Origin of the sequence: Mesorhizobium sp. M0060 (assembly GCF_040323155.1) — a bacterium.
GTDB lineage: Bacteria > Pseudomonadota > Alphaproteobacteria > Rhizobiales > Rhizobiaceae > Mesorhizobium.
This window is the reverse complement of the sequence record NZ_JAMYUP010000019.1, coordinates 15912-32652: the sequence shown is the minus strand read 5'-3', so window position 1 is coordinate 32652 and position 16741 is coordinate 15912. Positions and strand designations below refer to the sequence as shown.

Annotated in this window: 21 protein-coding genes and 1 pseudogene; 16 read left to right on the top strand and 6 right to left on the bottom strand. The window is 63.2% G+C overall.

The annotated features are described in order from the left end of the window. The 4 genes and pseudogenes from NKJ94_RS19355 to NKJ94_RS19340 all read left to right on the top strand — a co-directional run bounded on the left by NKJ94_RS19355 (position 1) and on the right by NKJ94_RS19340 (position 3266). Positions 1-1065, top strand: coding sequence for a glycosyltransferase family 4 protein (locus tag NKJ94_RS19355; protein ID WP_352527116.1), 1065 nt, complete (start codon positions 1-3; stop codon positions 1063-1065). Positions 1066-1071: 6 nt separating this feature from the next. Then, complete coding sequence (locus tag NKJ94_RS19350; RefSeq protein WP_352527115.1) at positions 1072-2061, top strand: GNAT family N-acetyltransferase; 990 nt, start codon at positions 1072-1074, stop codon at positions 2059-2061. Further along, positions 2058-2825, top strand: a pseudogene (locus NKJ94_RS19345) (class I SAM-dependent methyltransferase); the annotation flags it as partial. The gene NKJ94_RS19350 and the pseudogene NKJ94_RS19345, both read left to right, overlap by 4 nt. A gap of 222 nt (positions 2826-3047) precedes the next feature. Beyond that, the gene (locus NKJ94_RS19340) at positions 3048-3266 is read left to right on the top strand and encodes a hypothetical protein (RefSeq protein WP_352527202.1); all 219 of its coding nucleotides are present in this window, start codon (positions 3048-3050) and stop codon (positions 3264-3266) included. 189 nt (positions 3267-3455) lie between these two features. Here NKJ94_RS19340 and NKJ94_RS19335 read toward each other — a convergent pair whose 3' ends face one another. Beyond that, entirely contained in the window at positions 3456-3584 is a 129-nt protein-coding gene (locus tag NKJ94_RS19335) for a hypothetical protein (protein ID WP_352527114.1), read from the bottom strand. 50 nt (positions 3585-3634) lie between these two features. Next, positions 3635-4219, bottom strand: coding sequence for a sigma-70 family RNA polymerase sigma factor (locus tag NKJ94_RS19330; protein ID WP_502896056.1), 585 nt, complete (start codon positions 4217-4219; stop codon positions 3635-3637). Between the two features lie 290 nt (positions 4220-4509). Between NKJ94_RS19330 and NKJ94_RS19325 the strand changes: the two genes are divergently transcribed. From NKJ94_RS19325 to NKJ94_RS19315, 3 genes are all read left to right on the top strand, one after another. After that, positions 4510-4713: a hypothetical protein gene (locus NKJ94_RS19325; RefSeq protein ID WP_352488465.1), complete on the top strand. Its 204-nt coding sequence runs from the start codon at positions 4510-4512 to the stop codon at positions 4711-4713. Between the two features lie 127 nt (positions 4714-4840). Further along, complete coding sequence (locus NKJ94_RS19320; RefSeq protein ID WP_352527113.1) at positions 4841-5134, top strand: DUF982 domain-containing protein; 294 nt, start codon at positions 4841-4843, stop codon at positions 5132-5134. Positions 5135-5204: 70 nt separating this feature from the next. Continuing rightward, entirely contained in the window at positions 5205-5504 is a 300-nt protein-coding gene (locus tag NKJ94_RS19315; protein WP_352527112.1) for a DUF982 domain-containing protein, read from the top strand. Positions 5505-5533: 29 nt separating this feature from the next. Here the strand turns inward: NKJ94_RS19315 and NKJ94_RS19310 are convergent, their stop codons facing one another. The 4 genes from NKJ94_RS19310 to NKJ94_RS19295 form a co-directional block, all read right to left on the bottom strand. Beyond that, a complete protein-coding gene (locus NKJ94_RS19310) occupies positions 5534-5950 on the bottom strand; it encodes a hypothetical protein (protein ID WP_352527111.1) in 417 nt (138 codons plus the stop codon). Positions 5951-6116: 166 nt separating this feature from the next. Then, entirely contained in the window at positions 6117-6704 is a 588-nt protein-coding gene (locus tag NKJ94_RS19305) for a LysE family translocator (RefSeq protein ID WP_352527110.1), read from the bottom strand. A gap of 50 nt (positions 6705-6754) precedes the next feature. Further along, the gene (locus tag NKJ94_RS19300; RefSeq protein WP_352527109.1) at positions 6755-6913 is read right to left on the bottom strand and encodes a hypothetical protein; all 159 of its coding nucleotides are present in this window, start codon (positions 6911-6913) and stop codon (positions 6755-6757) included. Between the two features lie 112 nt (positions 6914-7025). Then, positions 7026-7856: an SIR2 family NAD-dependent protein deacylase gene (locus tag NKJ94_RS19295; RefSeq protein ID WP_352527108.1), complete on the bottom strand. Its 831-nt coding sequence runs from the start codon at positions 7854-7856 to the stop codon at positions 7026-7028. 327 nt (positions 7857-8183) lie between these two features. Between NKJ94_RS19295 and NKJ94_RS19290 the strand changes: the two genes are divergently transcribed. From NKJ94_RS19290 to NKJ94_RS19250, 9 genes are read left to right on the top strand one after another with little or no spacing between them, the layout of a single operon-like run. Next, positions 8184-9977, top strand: a complete 1794-nt coding sequence (locus tag NKJ94_RS19290; RefSeq protein WP_502904208.1) for a methanol/ethanol family PQQ-dependent dehydrogenase — start codon at positions 8184-8186, stop codon at positions 9975-9977. Beyond that, positions 9958-10827 (top strand): substrate-binding domain-containing protein, encoded by an 870-nt coding sequence (locus NKJ94_RS19285; protein ID WP_352527106.1) that lies wholly within the window; start codon positions 9958-9960, stop codon positions 10825-10827. The genes NKJ94_RS19290 and NKJ94_RS19285 overlap by 20 nt, the downstream gene beginning before the upstream one ends. Next, positions 10824-11357, top strand: coding sequence for a c-type cytochrome (locus NKJ94_RS19280; protein WP_352527105.1), 534 nt, complete (start codon positions 10824-10826; stop codon positions 11355-11357). The genes NKJ94_RS19285 and NKJ94_RS19280 overlap by 4 nt, the downstream gene beginning before the upstream one ends. Then, positions 11354-12370: a cytochrome c oxidase subunit II gene (gene coxB, locus NKJ94_RS19275; RefSeq protein WP_352527104.1), complete on the top strand. Its 1017-nt coding sequence runs from the start codon at positions 11354-11356 to the stop codon at positions 12368-12370. Before NKJ94_RS19280 ends, coxB begins: the two co-directional genes overlap by 4 nt. Continuing rightward, positions 12367-14343, top strand: coding sequence for a cytochrome c oxidase subunit I (gene ctaD, locus NKJ94_RS19270; RefSeq protein WP_352527103.1), 1977 nt, complete (start codon positions 12367-12369; stop codon positions 14341-14343). The genes coxB and ctaD overlap by 4 nt, the downstream gene beginning before the upstream one ends. After that, complete coding sequence (locus tag NKJ94_RS19265; RefSeq protein WP_352527102.1) at positions 14340-14945, top strand: cytochrome c oxidase subunit 3; 606 nt, start codon at positions 14340-14342, stop codon at positions 14943-14945. The genes ctaD and NKJ94_RS19265 overlap by 4 nt, the downstream gene beginning before the upstream one ends. Position 14946: 1 nt before the next feature. Further along, positions 14947-15288, top strand: coding sequence for a hypothetical protein (locus NKJ94_RS19260; RefSeq protein WP_352527200.1), 342 nt, complete (start codon positions 14947-14949; stop codon positions 15286-15288). Beyond that, on the top strand, positions 15285-16169 hold the full coding sequence (locus NKJ94_RS19255) for a cytochrome c oxidase assembly protein (protein WP_352527101.1): 885 nt from the start codon (positions 15285-15287) through the stop codon (positions 16167-16169). Before NKJ94_RS19260 ends, NKJ94_RS19255 begins: the two co-directional genes overlap by 4 nt. Beyond that, positions 16150-16719 (top strand): c-type cytochrome, encoded by a 570-nt coding sequence (locus NKJ94_RS19250; RefSeq protein ID WP_352527100.1) that lies wholly within the window; start codon positions 16150-16152, stop codon positions 16717-16719. The genes NKJ94_RS19255 and NKJ94_RS19250 overlap by 20 nt, the downstream gene beginning before the upstream one ends. Positions 16720-16741: the final 22 nt, after the last annotated feature.

The following is a 16741-nucleotide window of genomic DNA, read 5'->3' as shown; positions in this document are numbered from 1 at the left end:
ATGACGCTCACCGTCCTCAACGTCGCCTATCCCCTCGCCCCGGTCGGGCCGGATGCGGTCGGCGGCGCCGAGCAGGTGCTGTCGATGCTCGACCAGGCGCTCGTACAGGCCGGACACCGTTCGATCGTGATCGGCTGCCAGGGCTCGAGCGCTGCGGGCACTCTCATCGAGACGCCGGCGGAACCGGGCGTGCTCGATGAAGCGGCGAAGCGTCGGGCGCAGCGTGGGCATCGCGCTGCAATCGCCAGCGCACGGGCTCGCTGGCCGATCGACGTGGTTCATTTGCACGGCATCGATTTTGATGCCTATCTGCCAGGCGACGGGCCGACATTGGTGACCTTGCATTTGCCGCTCGACTGGTATCCGGCCGACGCTCTCAATCCGGCGCGGAACGATCTGTGGCTGCATGCGGTATCGGCGGCTCAGCAACGAACCGCGCCACCGGGCGCCAGGCTGATCGAACCGATCCCCAACGGGGTGGACATCGATGCGTTGAGTGAACGGCAGGCCAAACGCGACTTTGCGCTCGTGCTCAGCCGCGTCTGCCCGGAAAAGGGCATCCATCTGGCGCTGGACGCGGCCCAAAAAGCCGGTGTGCCGTTGGTCATCGGCGGCAAAGTCTACCCCTACGAAACCCACACCGCGTATTTTCGCGACGAGGTCGAGCCGCGGCTGGACGACCGGCGCCGCTTCCTCGGTCCGCTTGGCTTCGTCGCCAAGCGGCGCTTGCTCAACGCGGCCCGCTGCCTGCTCATCCCGAGCCTTGCCGCGGAAACCAGTTCGCTCGTCGCCATGGAGGCACTCGCCTGCGGGACCCCCGTGGTGGCCTTCCCGAATGGCGCACTGCCCGATGTGGTCGAGCATGGCAAGACCGGGTATCTCGTCGGGGGTGTCGACGATATGGCGGAAGCCATCGTTGCAGCATCCGGCCTGAATCCCGAGACGTGCCGGGCCGAGGCGCGCCGGCGCTTTTCACTCGACCGCATGGTTTCTTCCTACATGGACGCCTACCACGCGCTGGCACGGCTTGGCACGAACAGCGGACAGCTCGCGGCGACGAAGTGAACGGACATGTTCCGCAGCGAGATCATCGACGATCCGGCGGGCCTCGAAGCCCTCGAACCGCACTGGTGGGAGCTCTGGTCGCGCAGTCCTTCGGCGACGCCGTTCCAGTCGCCCGCATGGCTGGTGCCGTGGTGGCGGACATTCGCTCCCGGTGAGCTTGCGACGGTCGCTGTCTGGCGTGGCGATGATCTGGTCGGCCTGGCGCCGCTCTATCTGGAACACCAGGAAGCCGGCGCGCGATTGCTTCCGCTCGGGATTTCGTTGAGCGACTATCTGGACGTCCTTTGTCTTCCCGAGATCGCCGAACCGGTCGCCGCCGCCATCGCCGGCGCGGTTCTTTCCGTCGATTGGTCGCAATGGATCTTGCAGGACCTGCCGGCCGGCGGCGCCGGCCTCGCCATCAGGCATGCCGGGCTCGAAACGAGCCAGGCTGTCGGCCACGCCGCTTGCCCGGTGCTTTCCATTGGTGGTGACGAGACGCTTCAAAGCTGCGTTCCGGCGCGGCGAAGACGCCAACTGCGCCGCGCCCACAGAGCCGCTTCGAGACGTGGCCGGGTGTCCATCGAACGCGCACTGTCCGACCCACAGACATTCCTCGATCATTTGATCCGCCTTCACCGCGCGCGCTGGGCCGCACACGGCGACGGTGTCCTGTCCGACGGCCGCGTGGAAGCATTCCACCGTAAGGCGCTGCCGCAGTTGGCTGCTCAGGCGCTTGCCCGATGCTGGCTTGTCGCCATTGGTGGCGCGATCGTGGGCGCCTATTACGGATTCCATCATCACGGCCGCTCCTATGCCTATCTCGGTGGCTTCGATCCGGCCTACGCCGAGGAAAGTCCCGGCGCGTTGCTCATTGGCCAAGCGGTAAGGCAGGCGGTCTGCGAAGGCGCGGAAGAGTTCGATTTTCTGCGCGGACAAGAAGCCTACAAATACAGCTGGGGCGCCGTCGACCGGTGGACCATGCGCAAGATCTGGACGCGGAGCGCGGCGCGATGAGCGCGACCCAGTTGAGATCCGAGCAGTCGATTTCAGCAAGGCTGGTGCTGGAGGACTGCATGGCGGACGGTGCTTGTGTCGAAGCCGTCATCGCCAGGCTGGCACTCCGTTTCGAGACAGGAATCGATGCTGCAGATTTGGCTGAGCTTGCGCTAAATATGCACTCGGCCGATCCGCGAAAGACGGCAAAACTGCAACGGATTGCCGACCTGCTTCAGCGTAGGCCCGAGATCTTCGCCACGCTGCGCAAAACGGGTGCTGCCGTTCGGCACGAACGCGGTGAGGGAGAGACGGACGATGCGGTCGTCAAGCGGCTGGCAGCCGGGTTTGACGCGGCGGCGGCGATTTCCCCGGCGGCGAGCGTCCAGCTGTCGTCGCTGGGCGATGAGGAAAAACTCGCGGCCGCGACGGCTGAGATCGGCGCATGGCTGGAGAGGCGAGGCTTTACCGGCACCGAACGCGACATACTCGATATCGGCTGTGGTATCGGTCGTTTCGAACGCGCGCTCTCCCCTCTATCGCGCCGGATCGTCGGCATCGACATATCCCCGGCGATGATCTCGATCGCCCGGCGGCGATGCACCGGGCTCGGCAATGTAGAATTCCGCCCTACCCAGGGTTTCGATCTTGCCGATTTCGGCAATGCCAGCTTCGACCGCGTGCTGGCCGTCGACAGCTTTCCCTATCTGGTGCTGGCTGGCCTCGCGGAACGGCATTTCGTGGAAATCGCGCGCGTGCTGAAGAGGCCGGGCATGGCCGTGCTTTTGAATTATTCATATCGCGGATCGCCGGCGCTGGATCGCGCCGATGTTCATGACTTCGCTAATGCGAATGGCATGCAAGTCCTCGTCGGCGGCGAAAGGCCGTTCCGGCACTGGGATGGCGATGCCTTCCTGCTTACGATTTCCAGCGGAACATTGCGGCCCAACGCTGGTTCGGATGCCGAACGGGAAAAGCCGCTATTCGACAGTATGAAGGAGGACAAGATGGCGTCCGGCAGCAAGAAGCACATCGGTCGCGGCAGTCACGGCAAAGGCGCTGGCGCTGGCGCAATGACCGATCTTCCCAAGGATAAGATCGGGGAGAACACTGTTCTGTCCAACAGAGACAAGAAGCAGCACACCAAGGAGCGCGGGCTCGACGGTAATAGGGTCAAATCCGAGCAGTACCAGGATCATTCGGCGGATCGGCGGCCTGAAGACTGATCGTTGCGGCCGCATGTGGGCTTGCAGCCGGTGAGCAATTGGCAGGCGGCGAGAGCCCAACCGCCGACGAAGCTGTGCAAGGATCGAAGCCGTTCGCACGGATGGCGTGCAAATTCTTGCAAAGTCGCACTGCTGCCACCAGAGTGAGGTGAAGGGACCAACATTTGCCAAGAGAACGCGATGTCTCGCTCAAGGGAAGATTCCGTCAACACGCGTGCCGATCTGACGATAGACCGGGAAATTGCTTCCTTGCTTGCGGCCATCGAGCAGGAAAAGGTTCCTGACCGGCTGACCAAACTTGCGATCGAATTGCAGCATGCGCTTGTCGAAAGGCGCTTGCGCGAAACCAGTAACTAGCGTGACATGTATTAGCGGCGCCTCTCGGCTTCGAAGTCCAGTTGTCCTTCGGACAGATAGCTGCGCCGTTCCATCAGGGTTTGCGAGGAGCTTTCGCCAAGGTATTCCAGCACGCCGGCGCGTGCGCGGTTGAGCCGGCTTTTCACGGTTCCCACCGCGCAACCGCATATTTCGGCCGTTTCCTCATAGCTGACGCCCAGCACGCCTATCAGCATCAGGACCTCGCGCTGGTGCTCGGGAAGGCTCTGGATGGCTTGGTGAACTTCCTTGCCTTGGACAGACCATTCCTGCGTCGCTTCCGAGATCGGCCGCAGGGAAGCGCAGTCGAGCAGGCCGGGCGCTTCCCGCACGGCGGCTCTGACACGCGTGTAGTAAGTGTTCCGCATGATGGTGAAAAGCCATGACTTCATGCGCGTTCCAGCCTCGAACTTGTCGATGTTGGCCAGTCCCTTGGTCAGCGTCTCCTGGACCAGGTCGTCGGCATCATCGGGAGTGCGGCAGAAGGTACGCGCGAAAGCCCTTAAAGCGGGTATGAGATGGACGATGGAAACTTCTTCGGTTTCGCGGTTCGCCAAGGCGTAGGCTGTGGAAGGCAATGGTCCAGCTCCCGTCCAGAATGAGTTCGTGAGCGCAGACCAGTTAAATGCATTGGGCGAAAGATCGTTCCGGTTGGCGAAAATCACCCGGCTCCAGAAACCGGCTTGGCTGGGCAATCCAGCCGGCAGCGATATTCTTGACGGAACAACCACCGGCATCGCGGAGTTCGAATCGAGGTCGTCCGATAATCCGGGGCGCCGCCATTGGCACGTCGAAGCGCGATCTCGCAGCGGGCCTTGGCCCGCCACCCTCAAGGACAGCCCGCCACCTCAAAAAACAGGAGGAATCCATGACAGGAAACAAGCACGCCAAAGGCAAAACGCCGGCCGACAGCGACCTTGCCAACGATCCCGGCATCGGCAGTTCCAAGGGAACGATCAAGGAGGGCGACCGGCTCGATCAGGGCAACAACACGTTCGAAGGCGATGTCGAGAACGACACCACGCCTCAAGGCGGTATCAATCCCCGGCAAAAGATGCGGACCAACAAGTGACGCCAGGACCGGCCGGCGCACGATCGAACAAACCCGCTGCAACCCGTGCAGCAATCCCGCGTTAAAGGGCATCGGCCTCGTGTCCGCCTCGAGCGTTGACGCGACAGGCTCTTTCGCGGAGACACAGATGGCAAAAAAATCGTTTGGCCGCCCCGTTCCAATTCTCGTCGGCCTTGGTTTCCCTCGCCATGTCGAAAATATCTGGCAGGCCTATGACGTCTTAAACGAATGGCCGAGCCGCGGCCCGGCGCACAAGGCGGCGTTCGACGCCTGTCGCGCCGGGCTGGCTGACGAGGTCGATGCCGAGACGGTGCGCGCGGCGTTCGAAGCATTCGCCCGCAAGGCGGGCATTCTGGCGCACGATGTCGTCGCCGAAATACCGGCAGGCACCAATCCCACTGAGGTCTGCGATGTCGGCTAAAATGCCCTGCAGGCCATGTGACCCGCTGAGGCTAATTTATATCAAGGGTGGTTAAATCGGGAGGACCGCCATGCTGGAGATAAAGTTCGATGCTCCGGTTTGCATCTACTTCGGCAAGCCGGGACGATCGCGAATGGTCAGCTCCGTTTTCGAGGCCTCTTACTGCCTCAAAAGCGAGAAATGGCCTGCCCGCAATGCCCCGTTGTCGCTGATGGCGGCAGATGCATTGGATGGCGCCCAGATCGGCCAGATTACGGCAGCGGAAGCCCGCGAAGCATTTATCGACGCGGCTTTGGAAGCGAACATTCTTGTCGAAGGCGAGCCGCATGACGCGCATGCCCCGGCAGCCTTCATGCCGGACGGCGGGTGAACCGGCAGGCTGCCTCCCCGCAGTGCCGTTCATCGCGAATGGCCGGCGTCCTCGGCCTTTTTCTCCCGCTGCTGCCTGAGGACCTCGTCGGTTCCGACCAGCTTCTTCGATCCGCCGGGGATCGCGGTGGAAACAACAGCCGGCGGGTCGCTTGCGGGGAAAGAATCCTCCAGACCCGCCTGCAGCTGGTCTTCCAGCGTCTGCGGCTCTTCCGACCGGCCAGGGGTCCTTCGGGTGTCTACGTTCTCCAGCGGCTGTTTCGTGTCCGGTGAAGACTTGACCTCTCGAATCCAGCCATAGAGCTGTTCGATGGCAAATTCCCTCATCGCATCAAAATCGGCCTTTTCGTCACGCGATGCCTCGATTTGGTCGACCATCGTCTTCTCGAACCGGTCGAGGCTCTCGCTTCCACAGGCCTGGCTGAGACGCACCAGCGCATCGCGCAATATGAGCGGCGCAAAGTGCGCTGTCGCCTCGAGCCTGAGCTGCTGCAAACGCTCCGGGGTAGCGGCTTGGAACTTCGACATGCTCGACCTCTTCGCCTTGTGGAGCATGTCAACGAAAATTGTCGGCGGATGTTCCATGACCGAGGGCCGGTGGATCGCTCGATCCTCAGCGGTGCGCGCCACCGATTGCCATGCGGATACCGAGACCGACGACGAAGCAGCCTGCCACGCGCTGCTGCCAGAGCCTTACCTTCGGTCGTCTCATGGTCCAGGCCCCGAGCGTACCGGATGCGAGCGCATATGTGCCCAGCACCAGCACACCGGTCATCTTTTGGGTGCCGCCGAGCAGCAGCAATTGCAGTGTGACCGATCCGCGCGCGGGATCGACGAACTGTGGAAGGAAAGCCACCATGAAGGTTATTGGCCAGGGATTTACCAGATTGGCGATCATCCCTTCGCGCGCTGCCGCGAGCGGCTCAACGGCCCTAGGCTCCTCGAGGGCCACGCCGGCCGACGGCGACAATACCAGACGTGATCCAAGCCAAACCAGATAGGCTGCACCCACCCAGCGAAGCATGGCAAAGGCAAGGGGCGATGCCTGGAGCAGCGACGATATGCCGAGGGCAAGGAGCGGCAACTGGACCATGCCGGCGCCGAGGGTCATTCCCAGGACGGTGAACAGGGCAACCTCACGGCCCTGCCCGATGCCACGCGCCATCACCAGCAGACTGTCAGGCCCCGGCGGCATCTGCATCAGGATGACCGTCCCAAGAAAGGCCGCCCACGAGGCGGGACTCCATGCCGCTACTTCGCCCCGGTTTCGTAAGATGCCTTCGCGCCATCCTTGAACCGACCGGCATCTCGCATCATCTTGAGCGCTTCGTCCCTGGTCAGGCCGCACCTGCGGGCAAAGAAATTGATCTCGTAGGCCTGCTCGGCCGACAGGCCATGTTTGGTATGCATTCTTCGCTTGTGTTTGCGTCCGCTCATACAGGCTGGATCCCCGTGAGACTTAGCCTCCCCAACTCACTTCGGGCCAGCCGGTTCCCCACAGCTTCGTCACTGCGCAGGCTTTTCAGGCGCCGTCGGGCCGGCCGATGCTGTCCTTGAGTTCGTTCAGGAATGCGAGCAGCGCGTCCTCAGGATCGTCGGCCTCTTCGGTCAGCATATCGATTCCCCAGCGGCCGAGGACAGCCTCCTGGACGATGCTCGGCTGCGACATGAAGATGAAGGATTTCGGGCGATTCTTCTCGTAACCCGACCGCCGCCAGGTCTGCCAAAGCCTATGCAGCAGCAGACGGATGTTCATATCGGACATGCTGTAGCCGATGAACAGGATAGTACGCCCAAGCGCGTCGGCGCGAAACTTCACGTCGAGCGGCGAATCGAATGAAAGCCGGTCGAAATAGTCGGTCTCCGCCAGGACCAGCGATTTGTCGTCGTCGAAATCGCCGTGGAATTTGATGATCTGGGTGACCTCGCCGGTCGTCTTGGGCAAGTCCTTTGCATTGGCCACTTTCACAAAGGGCCGGCCATGTATCTCGAAGGCAACCTCGAGGTTGCGATCATAATTGGTGGTGTAGATGATCGGAAAATCGAGCGACACGATAAGCTTGTGGATCGCCGAACCCCGCACTTTTTCCCGCGACACGCTCCATTCGCGATCCATCCACCTGCGCAACGAGCCGAGGCTCCCCTGCTTCAGCCGGTAATATTCGGCAAGGGCCTGATAGCTGGCCTCCGGTGCGCCGGTCGTGTCGTCATCGAGACCGAGCTCGTTTTGCATGTGCTCGATGAGCTTTTGCCAGGACGGCAAGCCGACGCTCATCGACACCCCGGCTCCAACGAACAAGATCGCTCGCCGCTCTTTCACCGATTGAGCCAGTTGCTCGACTGCAGACAGCATTCGACACAACTGCGAAAAGCGCCGCTCCGTTCCAGCCGAACCCGGACCGCCGCGGGAGCAGTTTTATTTCCGACTTGAATACGAACACTCGGATCGGCTGTCCCGACCGCCCGGCCGTCGACTTTGGCCAACCGAATCCGACATTTATTTCATTCCATTGGCACTTCTGCGCCGCTCACGCGTTGGAGAGTGTTCAACAAACACGGCGCCGCTGCAGCTAATGGAGCTCGGCGCCAACGTCGGCAGCTCGACATGCAAATGAGGCAAGCGCGACTGGTGGCGGCGAGAATTAGGCCTGGCAAAGCGGGAAAGAGGCCAATGGCGGCGATGCTGGGTTGGACGCTGCTGGCAGGGTTTGCGCTGATCGCCGCGGCGGTTGCTCAGCCCGCATCAGGCCCTGCGATAAATCCGCCGGCCGCAGCTGCTCCGCCCGACGACGGCCAGTGGACGATGCCGGCTAAGAACTATGCCTCGACCCGCTACAGCGAACTTGCGGAGATCACTGAGGACAACGTCAAGAACCTGCAGGTGGCCTTCACCTTCTCGACCGGCGTCAACAAGGGTCACGAGGCCGCGCCGCTGGTCATCGGCAACACCATGTACATCGTGACGCCGTTTCCCAACATCCTCTACGCGCTTGACCTTACCAAGCCTGGCGCGCCGATGAAGTGGAAGTTCGAGCCCAATCCCGAGCCCGCGGCGCAGGGCGTTGCCTGTTGCGACGTGGTCAACCGCGGCGCGGCCTTCTTCGACGGGCGCATCTATTTCAACACGCTTGACGGCCACGCCATCGCCGTCGATGCGGCCACCGGCAAGCCGGTCTGGAACACCCATATCGGCAACATCAATATCGGCGAGACCATCACCATGGCGCCGCTGGTGGTGAAGGGCAAGGTGCTGGTCGGCAATTCCGGCGGCGAAATGGGCGTGCGCGGCTGGATCAAGGCCCTCGACGCCGGCGACGGGCACGTCGTCTGGACGGCCTACAACACCGGCCCCGACGCCGAGGTGCTGATCGGCCCCGATTTCAAGCCGCATTACGATATGGACAGGGGCAAGGATCTCGGCGTGACCTCGTGGCCGCCCGACGCCTGGAAGATCGGCGGCGGCAATGTGTGGGGCTGGATCTCCTATGACCCGGATCTGAACCTGATCTTCCACGGCACCGGAAATCCCGGCCCGTGGAATCCGGATCTGCGACCCGGCGACAACAAATGGACCGCCGGCGTCTTTGCCCGCGATCCCGATACCGGCGCGGCCAAATGGTTCTATCAATGGACCCCGCATGACCTGCACGATTATGACGGCATCAACGAACAGGTGCTGCTCGACATGACTTGGCAGGGCAAGCCCCGCAAGGTGCTCGTGCGGCCGGAACGCAACGGCTACGTCTACCTGTTGGATCGCACGACCGGCGAGGTCTTGTCGGCGGTGCCGTTCGGGCCGGTCAATTCCAGCAAGGGGGTCGATCTCAAGACCGGCCGGCTGATTGCAAATCCGGACAAAAAGACCGGCACCGGCAAGGTGGTGCGCGACATCTGCCCGACCGCATCAGGCCTGAAGGATTGGCAGCCCTCGGCGTTCTCGCCCAAGACCGGCCTGCTCTATATCCCGCACAACAACCTGTGCATGGACGAAGAAGGCGTCGAGGTGAATTACATCGCCGGCACACCCTATGTCGGCATGAATGTGCGCATGATCCCCGGGCCGGGCGGCAATCGCGGTGCATTCACCGCCTGGGATGTCGCTGCCGCCAAGCCGGCATGGAGCCTGAAGGAGGATTTTCCGGTGTGGAGCGGCGCCGTCGCCACCGCCGGCAATGTCGTGTTCTACGGCACCATGGAAGGCTGGTTCAAGGCGGTCAGCGCCAGGACCGGCGAACTGCTTTGGCAGTTCAAGACGTCGTCCGGCATCATTGGCCAGCCGATCACCTATCGCGGCCCGGACGGGCACCAATATGTCGCGATCCTTTCGGGCGTCGGCGGCTGGGCCGGCGCGATCGTGTCCGGCGATCTCGACCCGCGCGACGCCACCGCTGCGCTCGGCTTTGTCAACGTCATGAAGGATCTGAAGGATGTAACCACGCCGGGAGGTACGCTGTATGTGTTCCGGCTGCCTTGAGAGGATCGACCGCGTTGCGCGCCCACGGCGAAAGCGTTCCCGGCACCTTGCCGCCGCGATCGGCGCACTGGCGCTCTCGCTTGTCGCCACCCTTGCCGATGCGCGCGAGCTGAGGGTCTGCGCCGATCCCAACAACATGCCATTCTCCAATGCCGCCAGAGAGGGCTTTGAAAACAAGATTGCCGAACTCGTCGCCAGCGAGCTTGGTGCGACGGTTTCCTACACCTGGTGGGCACAGCGCCGTGGCTTCGTCCGCAACACACTGAAAGCCGGCCTGTGCGATCTGGTGCCCGGCACGCCCGCCAATCTCGAGATGCTGCGCACCACCGCGCCCTACTACCGGTCTTCCTACGTGTTCGTGACACGCGAGGATGCGCCGGAAATTACGTCCTTCAACGATCCTCGCCTGCGCGATCTGCATGTCGGCGTCCAGCTGATCGGCGACGACGGCGCCAACTCGCCGCCCGTCCAGGCGCTGGGGCGCCGCGGCATTGTCGGCCATCTCATCGGTTTCCCGGTCTATGGCGACTATTCAGCGCCGAACCCGCCGGCGCGCATCATCGAGGCGGTCGCCAATGGCGACATCGATATGGCCGTCGTCTGGGGACCGTTGGCCGGCTACTTCGCCGCCAGGCAAAAAGTGCCGTTGCGGATTACGCCGGTTGCGCCGCGCATCGACGGCCCGCTGCTGCCGATGATCTACGACATCTCGATGGGCGTGCGCCGCCAGGACGATGCGCTGCGCAGCGAAGTAGACGCCGCTCTCGCCAAGCACCGCGCCGAAATCGGTGCAATCCTGGCGGAATATGGCGTGCCCCGCTTGGACATCACCGGGACAGCAGCGCGATGAACCGCGGCCTTCCATGCTTGCTGTCGGCAATGCTCGTCCTTGTCGCTTGCCAGCGCGAGGAACGCGATACGCGTCCACAGTCGGCGCTTGGCTCGGGTGACCAACCGGCAGCCGTCACAGCCCTTGAACCGGGCGGCCAGCGGCCGGCCGCGTCCGACGACAAGGCCGGCGTGTTCGAGGCCAATGCCTTCCACCTCAGCGAGGGCAAGCGCCTGTTCAACTGGTTTAACTGTTCCGGCTGCCACGCCAATGGCGGTGGCGGCATGGGCCCGGCCCTCATGGACCAGAAGTGGCTCTATGGCAGCTCGATCGAAAGCATCCACGCCACGATCAGGGACGGCCGGCCAAACGGCATGCCGAGCTTTCGCAACAAGATCCCGGATGACCAGATCTGGGAGCTTGCCGCCTTCGTCCGCGCGCTGAGCGGCAACGCACCGAAGTCCGCTGCGCCGGGCCGCGACGACGACATGATGCCCCATCCATCCGAAAATCGCCTGCCGCATGCCGCGACGCTGGGAAAGTCGCCGTGAACCGCCTTGTCTGCAAGGTGTGCTGCTGCACAACCTGCACGCTGCTCCTTGCAGGGTGCAGCGGCTGGCAATCCGCGCTCGACCCAAAAGGCCCGGCCGCGGGCGAGCTCGCATGGCTGATCTGGTTCTTCACCGCGCTTTGCACGGTGGTCTGGCTTCTGGTGATGGCCGTGCTGATCATGCCATTGGCCCGGCGCCCGGCTCCGCTCGGCGATCCGCTTGTCCTTGATCCCGCCGCCGAGCGCCGCAAGATGCGAATTGTCGTCGCCGCACTCGCCGCTACTGCCCTGATCCTGGTCGGCCTGACGCTGCTGAGCTACTTCGCCAACCGGACGCTCGCCGCCATCGGCTCGGATGCGGCGCTGACGATCCGGGTGACCGGGCATCAATGGTGGTGGGAGGTGCGCTACGAAAACGATCAGCCGAACCGCATCCTGACGACAGCCAATGAAATCCACATCCCGGCGGGCGAGCCGGTGCGGCTTGTAGTGACTTCGACCGACGTCATCCATTCCTTCTGGGTGCCGAACCTCTCGGGCAAGCTGGACCTCATTCCAGGCCACGAGAACATTCTCGATCTGAAGGCGGACAAGCCCGGCGTCTATCGTGGCCAGTGCGCCGAGTTCTGCGGTGCGCAGCACGCCAATATGAGCACCTTCATCGTCGCCGAACCCCGGCCTGTTTTCGACGCCTGGCTGAACGATCAGCTGCGGCCGGCCATCGCTCCTGCCTCGGCCGAGGCGAAAGCCGGCCATGACCTGTTCCTCAAACGGCCCTGCGTGATGTGCCACAAGATCGGCGGCACCATCGCCGGCGGCACGGTCGCCCCCAACCTCACCCATATCGCGAGCCGGCAAACGCTCGCCGCCGGGACGCTGACGATGAGCCGTGGCAATCTCGCAGCCTGGATAGCCGATCCGCAGGGGATCAAGCCAGGTGCCCACATGCCCGTGGTGGGACTGAACGGCGACGAGCTGAATGCGATCGTCGCCTATCTCGAGGGCCTGAAATGAGCAGCGCCAACCTGGCCCATGAGCGTCACCTCGCCCAGCAACGCGAGGCGGCACAAAAGGGTGACCTGGCTCCCGAGCGCGACGGTCCTCGCGATACCGGTCTCGACGACGCCAGCCTTGACCGCTGGCTGGCGCGGACATGGCAGACGACGCCGGGCATCATCGGTGCGCTGTCGAGCGTCGACCACAAGATCGTCGCGCGGCGCTATTTGATCACCGCTTTCGTGTTCCTGTGCCTCGGCGGCCTCAGCGCCGTTGCCATGCGCATCCAACTGTCGGGGCCGGAGCGGGGACTGATCGGGCCCGACCGCTACAACCAGCTGTTCACGATGCATGGCGTGACCATGATGTTCCTGTTTGCGGTGCCGATCGTGCAGGCGACCGGCATCTACCTCGTGCCGCTGATGGTCGGCACCCGCAACATCGCCTTTCCGCGCCTGAATGCGTTCAGCTTCTGGATCTATCTCTCGGGAGGCCTCTTCGCCTGGGTGTCGTTTGCACTCGACATGGCGCCCGACGTCGGCTGGTTCTCCTACGTGCCGCTATCGGGCCCCGAATTCGGGCCAGGCAAGCGCTCCGACGTGTGGGCGCAGATGATCACCTACACCGAAGTGTCGTCGTTGGCGGTCGCCGTCGCCACCATCGTTACCGTGCTGAAGCAACGCGCGCCGGGCATGTCGCTGGACAGGATTCCGCTCTACGTATGGGCGATGCTGGTCACCTCATTCGTGATCGTGTTCGCCATGCCGGCGGTCATGATCACGTCGACGTTCCTGATCCTCGACCGGCTGGTCGGCACCCATATTTTCAATCCCGCGGAGGGCGGCGACGTACTGCTCTTCCAGCACCTGTTCTGGTTCTTCGGCCACCCCGAAGTCTACATAATATTTCTCCCGGCAACCGGCATCGTGTCCTCGATCATCGCCGCTTTCGCCCGGCGTCCGGTATTCGGCTATCTGGGCATGGTTCTGTCCTTGATTGCGGTCGGATTCCTGTCGTTCGGACTGTGGGTTCATCACATGTTCGCAACCGGCCTGCCGAAGCTCGGCGCGAGCTTCTTCACCGCATCGAGCATGATGATCGCCATTCCGAACGGACTGCAGATCTTCTGCTGGCTGGCGACGTTGTGGGACGGAAGGCCGATAGTCAGGACGCCGCTGCTGTTCGTGTTCGGCTTCTTCTTCACGTTCGTCGCGGGCGGCCTGACCGGCGTGATGCTGGCGTCGGTGCCATTGGACCTGCAAGTGCACGACACCTACTTCGTGGTCGCGCACTTCCACTACGTTCTGATCGGCGGCTCGGTGTTCCCATTACTGGGCGCGACCTATTTCTGGTTCCCCAAGATAACCGGCCGGATGATGAGCGAACGTCTCGGACGCTGGCACTTCTGGCTCGCCTTCATCGGCTTCAATGCAGCGTTCTTCCCGATGCACATTGTCGGCCTGTGGGGCATGCCGCGCCGCGTCTACACCTACCCGGTGGAGCTCGGCTGGGGCAACATCAACCTGTTCATCACAGCCGGGGCGGTCATCCTGTTTGTGAGCTTCGTGCTGTTCACCGTAAATCTGGTGCACAGCGCCTTGAGAGGTGACCCGGCCGGCGACAATCCCTGGCATGCGGGCACGCTGGAATGGGCGACGGCGTCTCCGCCGCCGAGCTATAATTTCGCTCGGATTCCGGTGGTTACGCACTCCGAGCCGCTCTGGGCCGAACGCGATACGCTGCCCGTAGCGATCGGGCTTCGCGTCGACGTGCGCGAACTTGTTATTTCGACGGTGGCAGAGGCGCATCCCGATGTGCGCGAGACGTCGGTGACGCCATCGATCTGGCCATTGTTCGCCGCGCTCGCGATCGGCGCAACCTTTCTTTATTCGATCTTCAGCCCGTGGGCGGTGGTCTGGGGAGCCGGGCCGATCGCCATCACTCTGATCGGCTGGTTCTGGCCAAAAGGCGACCCGGAGGATGAGGAATGAAACAGCGCCTTGCCGCCGATCTTTCCAAACTCCCGACCTTCGGGCTCGGACCACGCAGCCCGACCTGGTGGGGCACTCTCGCCTTCATGGCACTGGAGGGCACTGGGTTCGCGCTCGCCGCAGGCGCCTATCTTTACCTTGCGTATCTGTCGCCCGAATGGCCGCCAGGCGTGCCGCCGCCCAACCATTGGCCAGGCACCATCGTCACGCTGTTGCTGCTCGCCAGCGTGGTGCCTAACCACATACTGAACCGCTATGCCGAAGCCTGTGCGATGGTGCCGGTTCGCATCGGCCTGGTGGTGATGTCGGTGCTCGGCATCGCACCGCTTGTCGTGCGCTGGTTCGAGTTTCCGGCCCTCAACATCTATTGGGATGCCAACGCCTACGGCTCGATGCTGTGGGTCCTGCTCGGCCTTCACACCACACACCTGATCACCGATGTCGGCGACACGCTGGTGCTGACGGTCCTGATGTTCACGCGCCATGGCTACAGCGGTCGACGTTTCGGCGATGTGGGCGACAACGTCTTCTACTGGGATTTCGTGGTCGCGACCTGGATCCCGATCTATCTGTTGATCTACTGGACACCGAGGCTTGGTTGAAATGCGCGCGGTTCGGTATGGAACTTCATGGGGTGGGCTGTTGTCGGGGCCATTGGCCTGGGCGGTGTCGACGCAACTGAATTACGCGGTTGTCGAGTGGCAGTGCGCCCACGGTATTCCTGTCATACCAGTCATTGCACTGGTGCTGGCAGTGCTGGCCCTGCTTGGCGGCGCGCTGTCGTGGCGGGCGCGACAGCAAGGCGGCGCCGCCTTCAAACCGGAGCGTACGCGCGGCACCGAAGATTTCGTCGCCAATGTCAGCATTCTCAGCGCGGTGCTGTTTGCGCTGGTAATCGTCATGCAGGGCGCTGCCTCGCTCATTCTTGACGGCTGCATACGATGAGCTTCGAGGCACTCTTCTCGACCTCGATCTGCTACGGTGCCGGCGCCCCGCAGGCCGGTTGGACGCTGGCGCTGCCAATCACGCTGCCGTTGGCAGCGATCGCACTGCTTTACACGGCCGGAGCCGCTCGGTTGTGGCGGCGGAGTGCTCGCAGCCGCCCGTTGCGGCTGTGGCAAGCCCTGCTGTTCGCGGCCGGCTGGGTCATCCTGGCAGCAGCGCTGGTCAGTCCGCTCCATGCATTGGGTGAGCGCGTTTTCACCGCCCATATGATCGAACATGAGCTGCTGATGGCGGTGGCGGCGCCCTTGCTGGTCGCCTCCTGTCCGGCCGCGGCGATGATGTGGGCATTGCCGATCAAGCTGCGGCAGGCGCTGGGCACAGCCGGGCACGCCAAGATGCTGCGAGCGATTTGGGCCGCCATCAGCCGCCCTGCAGCCGCCACCGTCCTGCACGGCGTCGCGATATGGGCGTGGCACGTTCCGGCCCTGTTCGAGGCAGCGCTTGCACAGGGTGCCCTGCACTATGCGCAACATGCCAGCTTCCTCGGTAGCGGCCTGCTGTTCTGGTGGGTGCTGCTGCCGCGCCCCGGCCGCGAACAAGCCTATGGCAGCGCGGTCATGCACCTTTTCTTCACCTCGCTGCACACTGGTCTGCTCGGAGTGCTGCTGCTGGTCTCGCCAAGGCTGTGGTACCCGGAAAACGCCGCCGGCGCAGAATTGTGGAGCCTTAGTCCGCTCGAGGACCAGCAACTCGCCGGTCTGGTGATGTGGGTTCCGGCCGGCCTGATCTATGGCGGCGCGGCGTTGCTGTTGGCCGGCCTGTGGATCCGCTCCAGCGGCCGAAAGGATCGGGAGGCGTCGCATGCGCTCCACCCTGTCTAAGATGGTCATTGGTGCCGGGACGGTGATTGCCGTGTTGGCCACAGCCTGGGTGGCCTTGACATTATGGCAGAAGCATCCCGACCGGGTCGAGCATGAGGCCGACAATGCCACCAGCGGCGTTGGCGTGCGCAGCACACCGCGCTTCATGCTGTCTGGACCGGTAATCGGCGCCGGGGCAATCGTTGTGATCGTTGCAGCTTTGGCTGGGGTCACGTTGTACTCGGAGCAAAGCCGCCGAGTCGAGGACAAGGCCAACAGGGCGACCGGCGGTGTCGCCGCCCGCGCCATACCGATCATGACGGCCAATGGCTGCACCGGTTGCCATACAATAACCGGCGTCCCTGGTGCGCAAGGATTGGTCGGTCCACGCCTCGACGCCAGCCTGGCAGCTAAGGTCTATGTCGGCGGCGTATTGTCCAACAAGCCGGAAAACATGATCCGCTGGCTACGCGCCGCAAGGGAGGTCAATCCGCATACGGCGATGCCTTCGACCAGAATTTCCGAGCAGGAGGCGCGGGATATCGCGGCCTATCTCTATTCGCTGAAATGAAAGTCATTGCTCGCCGCGTCGG

Excerpts from the sequence above, each read along its gene's own strand:
- NKJ94_RS19295 (WP_352527108.1), bottom strand. The coding sequence starts at position 7,856 with ATGCTGTCTGCAGTCGAGCAACTGGCTCAATCGGTGAAAGAGCGGCGA.
- NKJ94_RS19290 (WP_502904208.1), top strand. The coding sequence starts at position 8,184 with ATGCTGGGTTGGACGCTGCTGGCAGGGTTTGCGCTGATCGCCGCGGCG.
- NKJ94_RS19250 (WP_352527100.1), top strand. The coding sequence starts at position 16,150 with ATGCGCTCCACCCTGTCTAAGATGGTCATTGGTGCCGGGACGGTGATT.
- NKJ94_RS19335 (WP_352527114.1), bottom strand. The coding sequence starts at position 3,584 with ATGCTGCAATTCGATCGCAAGTTTGGTCAGCCGGTCAGGAACCTTTTC.
- NKJ94_RS19355 (WP_352527116.1), top strand. The coding sequence starts at position 1 with ATGACGCTCACCGTCCTCAACGTCGCCTATCCCCTCGCCCCGGTCGGG.
- NKJ94_RS19315 (WP_352527112.1), top strand. The coding sequence starts at position 5,205 with ATGCTGGAGATAAAGTTCGATGCTCCGGTTTGCATCTACTTCGGCAAG.
- NKJ94_RS19300 (WP_352527109.1), bottom strand. The coding sequence starts at position 6,913 with ATGCATACCAAACATGGCCTGTCGGCCGAGCAGGCCTACGAGATCAAT.
- NKJ94_RS19265 (WP_352527102.1), top strand. The coding sequence starts at position 14,340 with ATGAAACAGCGCCTTGCCGCCGATCTTTCCAAACTCCCGACCTTCGGG.
- NKJ94_RS19350 (WP_352527115.1), top strand. The coding sequence starts at position 1,072 with ATGTTCCGCAGCGAGATCATCGACGATCCGGCGGGCCTCGAAGCCCTC.
- NKJ94_RS19305 (WP_352527110.1), bottom strand. The coding sequence starts at position 6,704 with ATGCAGATGCCGCCGGGGCCTGACAGTCTGCTGGTGATGGCGCGTGGC.
- NKJ94_RS19320 (WP_352527113.1), top strand. The coding sequence starts at position 4,841 with ATGGCAAAAAAATCGTTTGGCCGCCCCGTTCCAATTCTCGTCGGCCTT.
- NKJ94_RS19255 (WP_352527101.1), top strand. The coding sequence starts at position 15,285 with ATGAGCTTCGAGGCACTCTTCTCGACCTCGATCTGCTACGGTGCCGGC.
- NKJ94_RS19340 (WP_352527202.1), top strand. The coding sequence starts at position 3,048 with ATGGCGTCCGGCAGCAAGAAGCACATCGGTCGCGGCAGTCACGGCAAA.
- NKJ94_RS19280 (WP_352527105.1), top strand. The coding sequence starts at position 10,824 with ATGAACCGCGGCCTTCCATGCTTGCTGTCGGCAATGCTCGTCCTTGTC.
- ctaD (WP_352527103.1), top strand. The coding sequence starts at position 12,367 with ATGAGCAGCGCCAACCTGGCCCATGAGCGTCACCTCGCCCAGCAACGC.
- NKJ94_RS19325 (WP_352488465.1), top strand. The coding sequence starts at position 4,510 with ATGACAGGAAACAAGCACGCCAAAGGCAAAACGCCGGCCGACAGCGAC.
- NKJ94_RS19285 (WP_352527106.1), top strand. The coding sequence starts at position 9,958 with ATGTGTTCCGGCTGCCTTGAGAGGATCGACCGCGTTGCGCGCCCACGG.
- NKJ94_RS19260 (WP_352527200.1), top strand. The coding sequence starts at position 14,947 with ATGCGCGCGGTTCGGTATGGAACTTCATGGGGTGGGCTGTTGTCGGGG.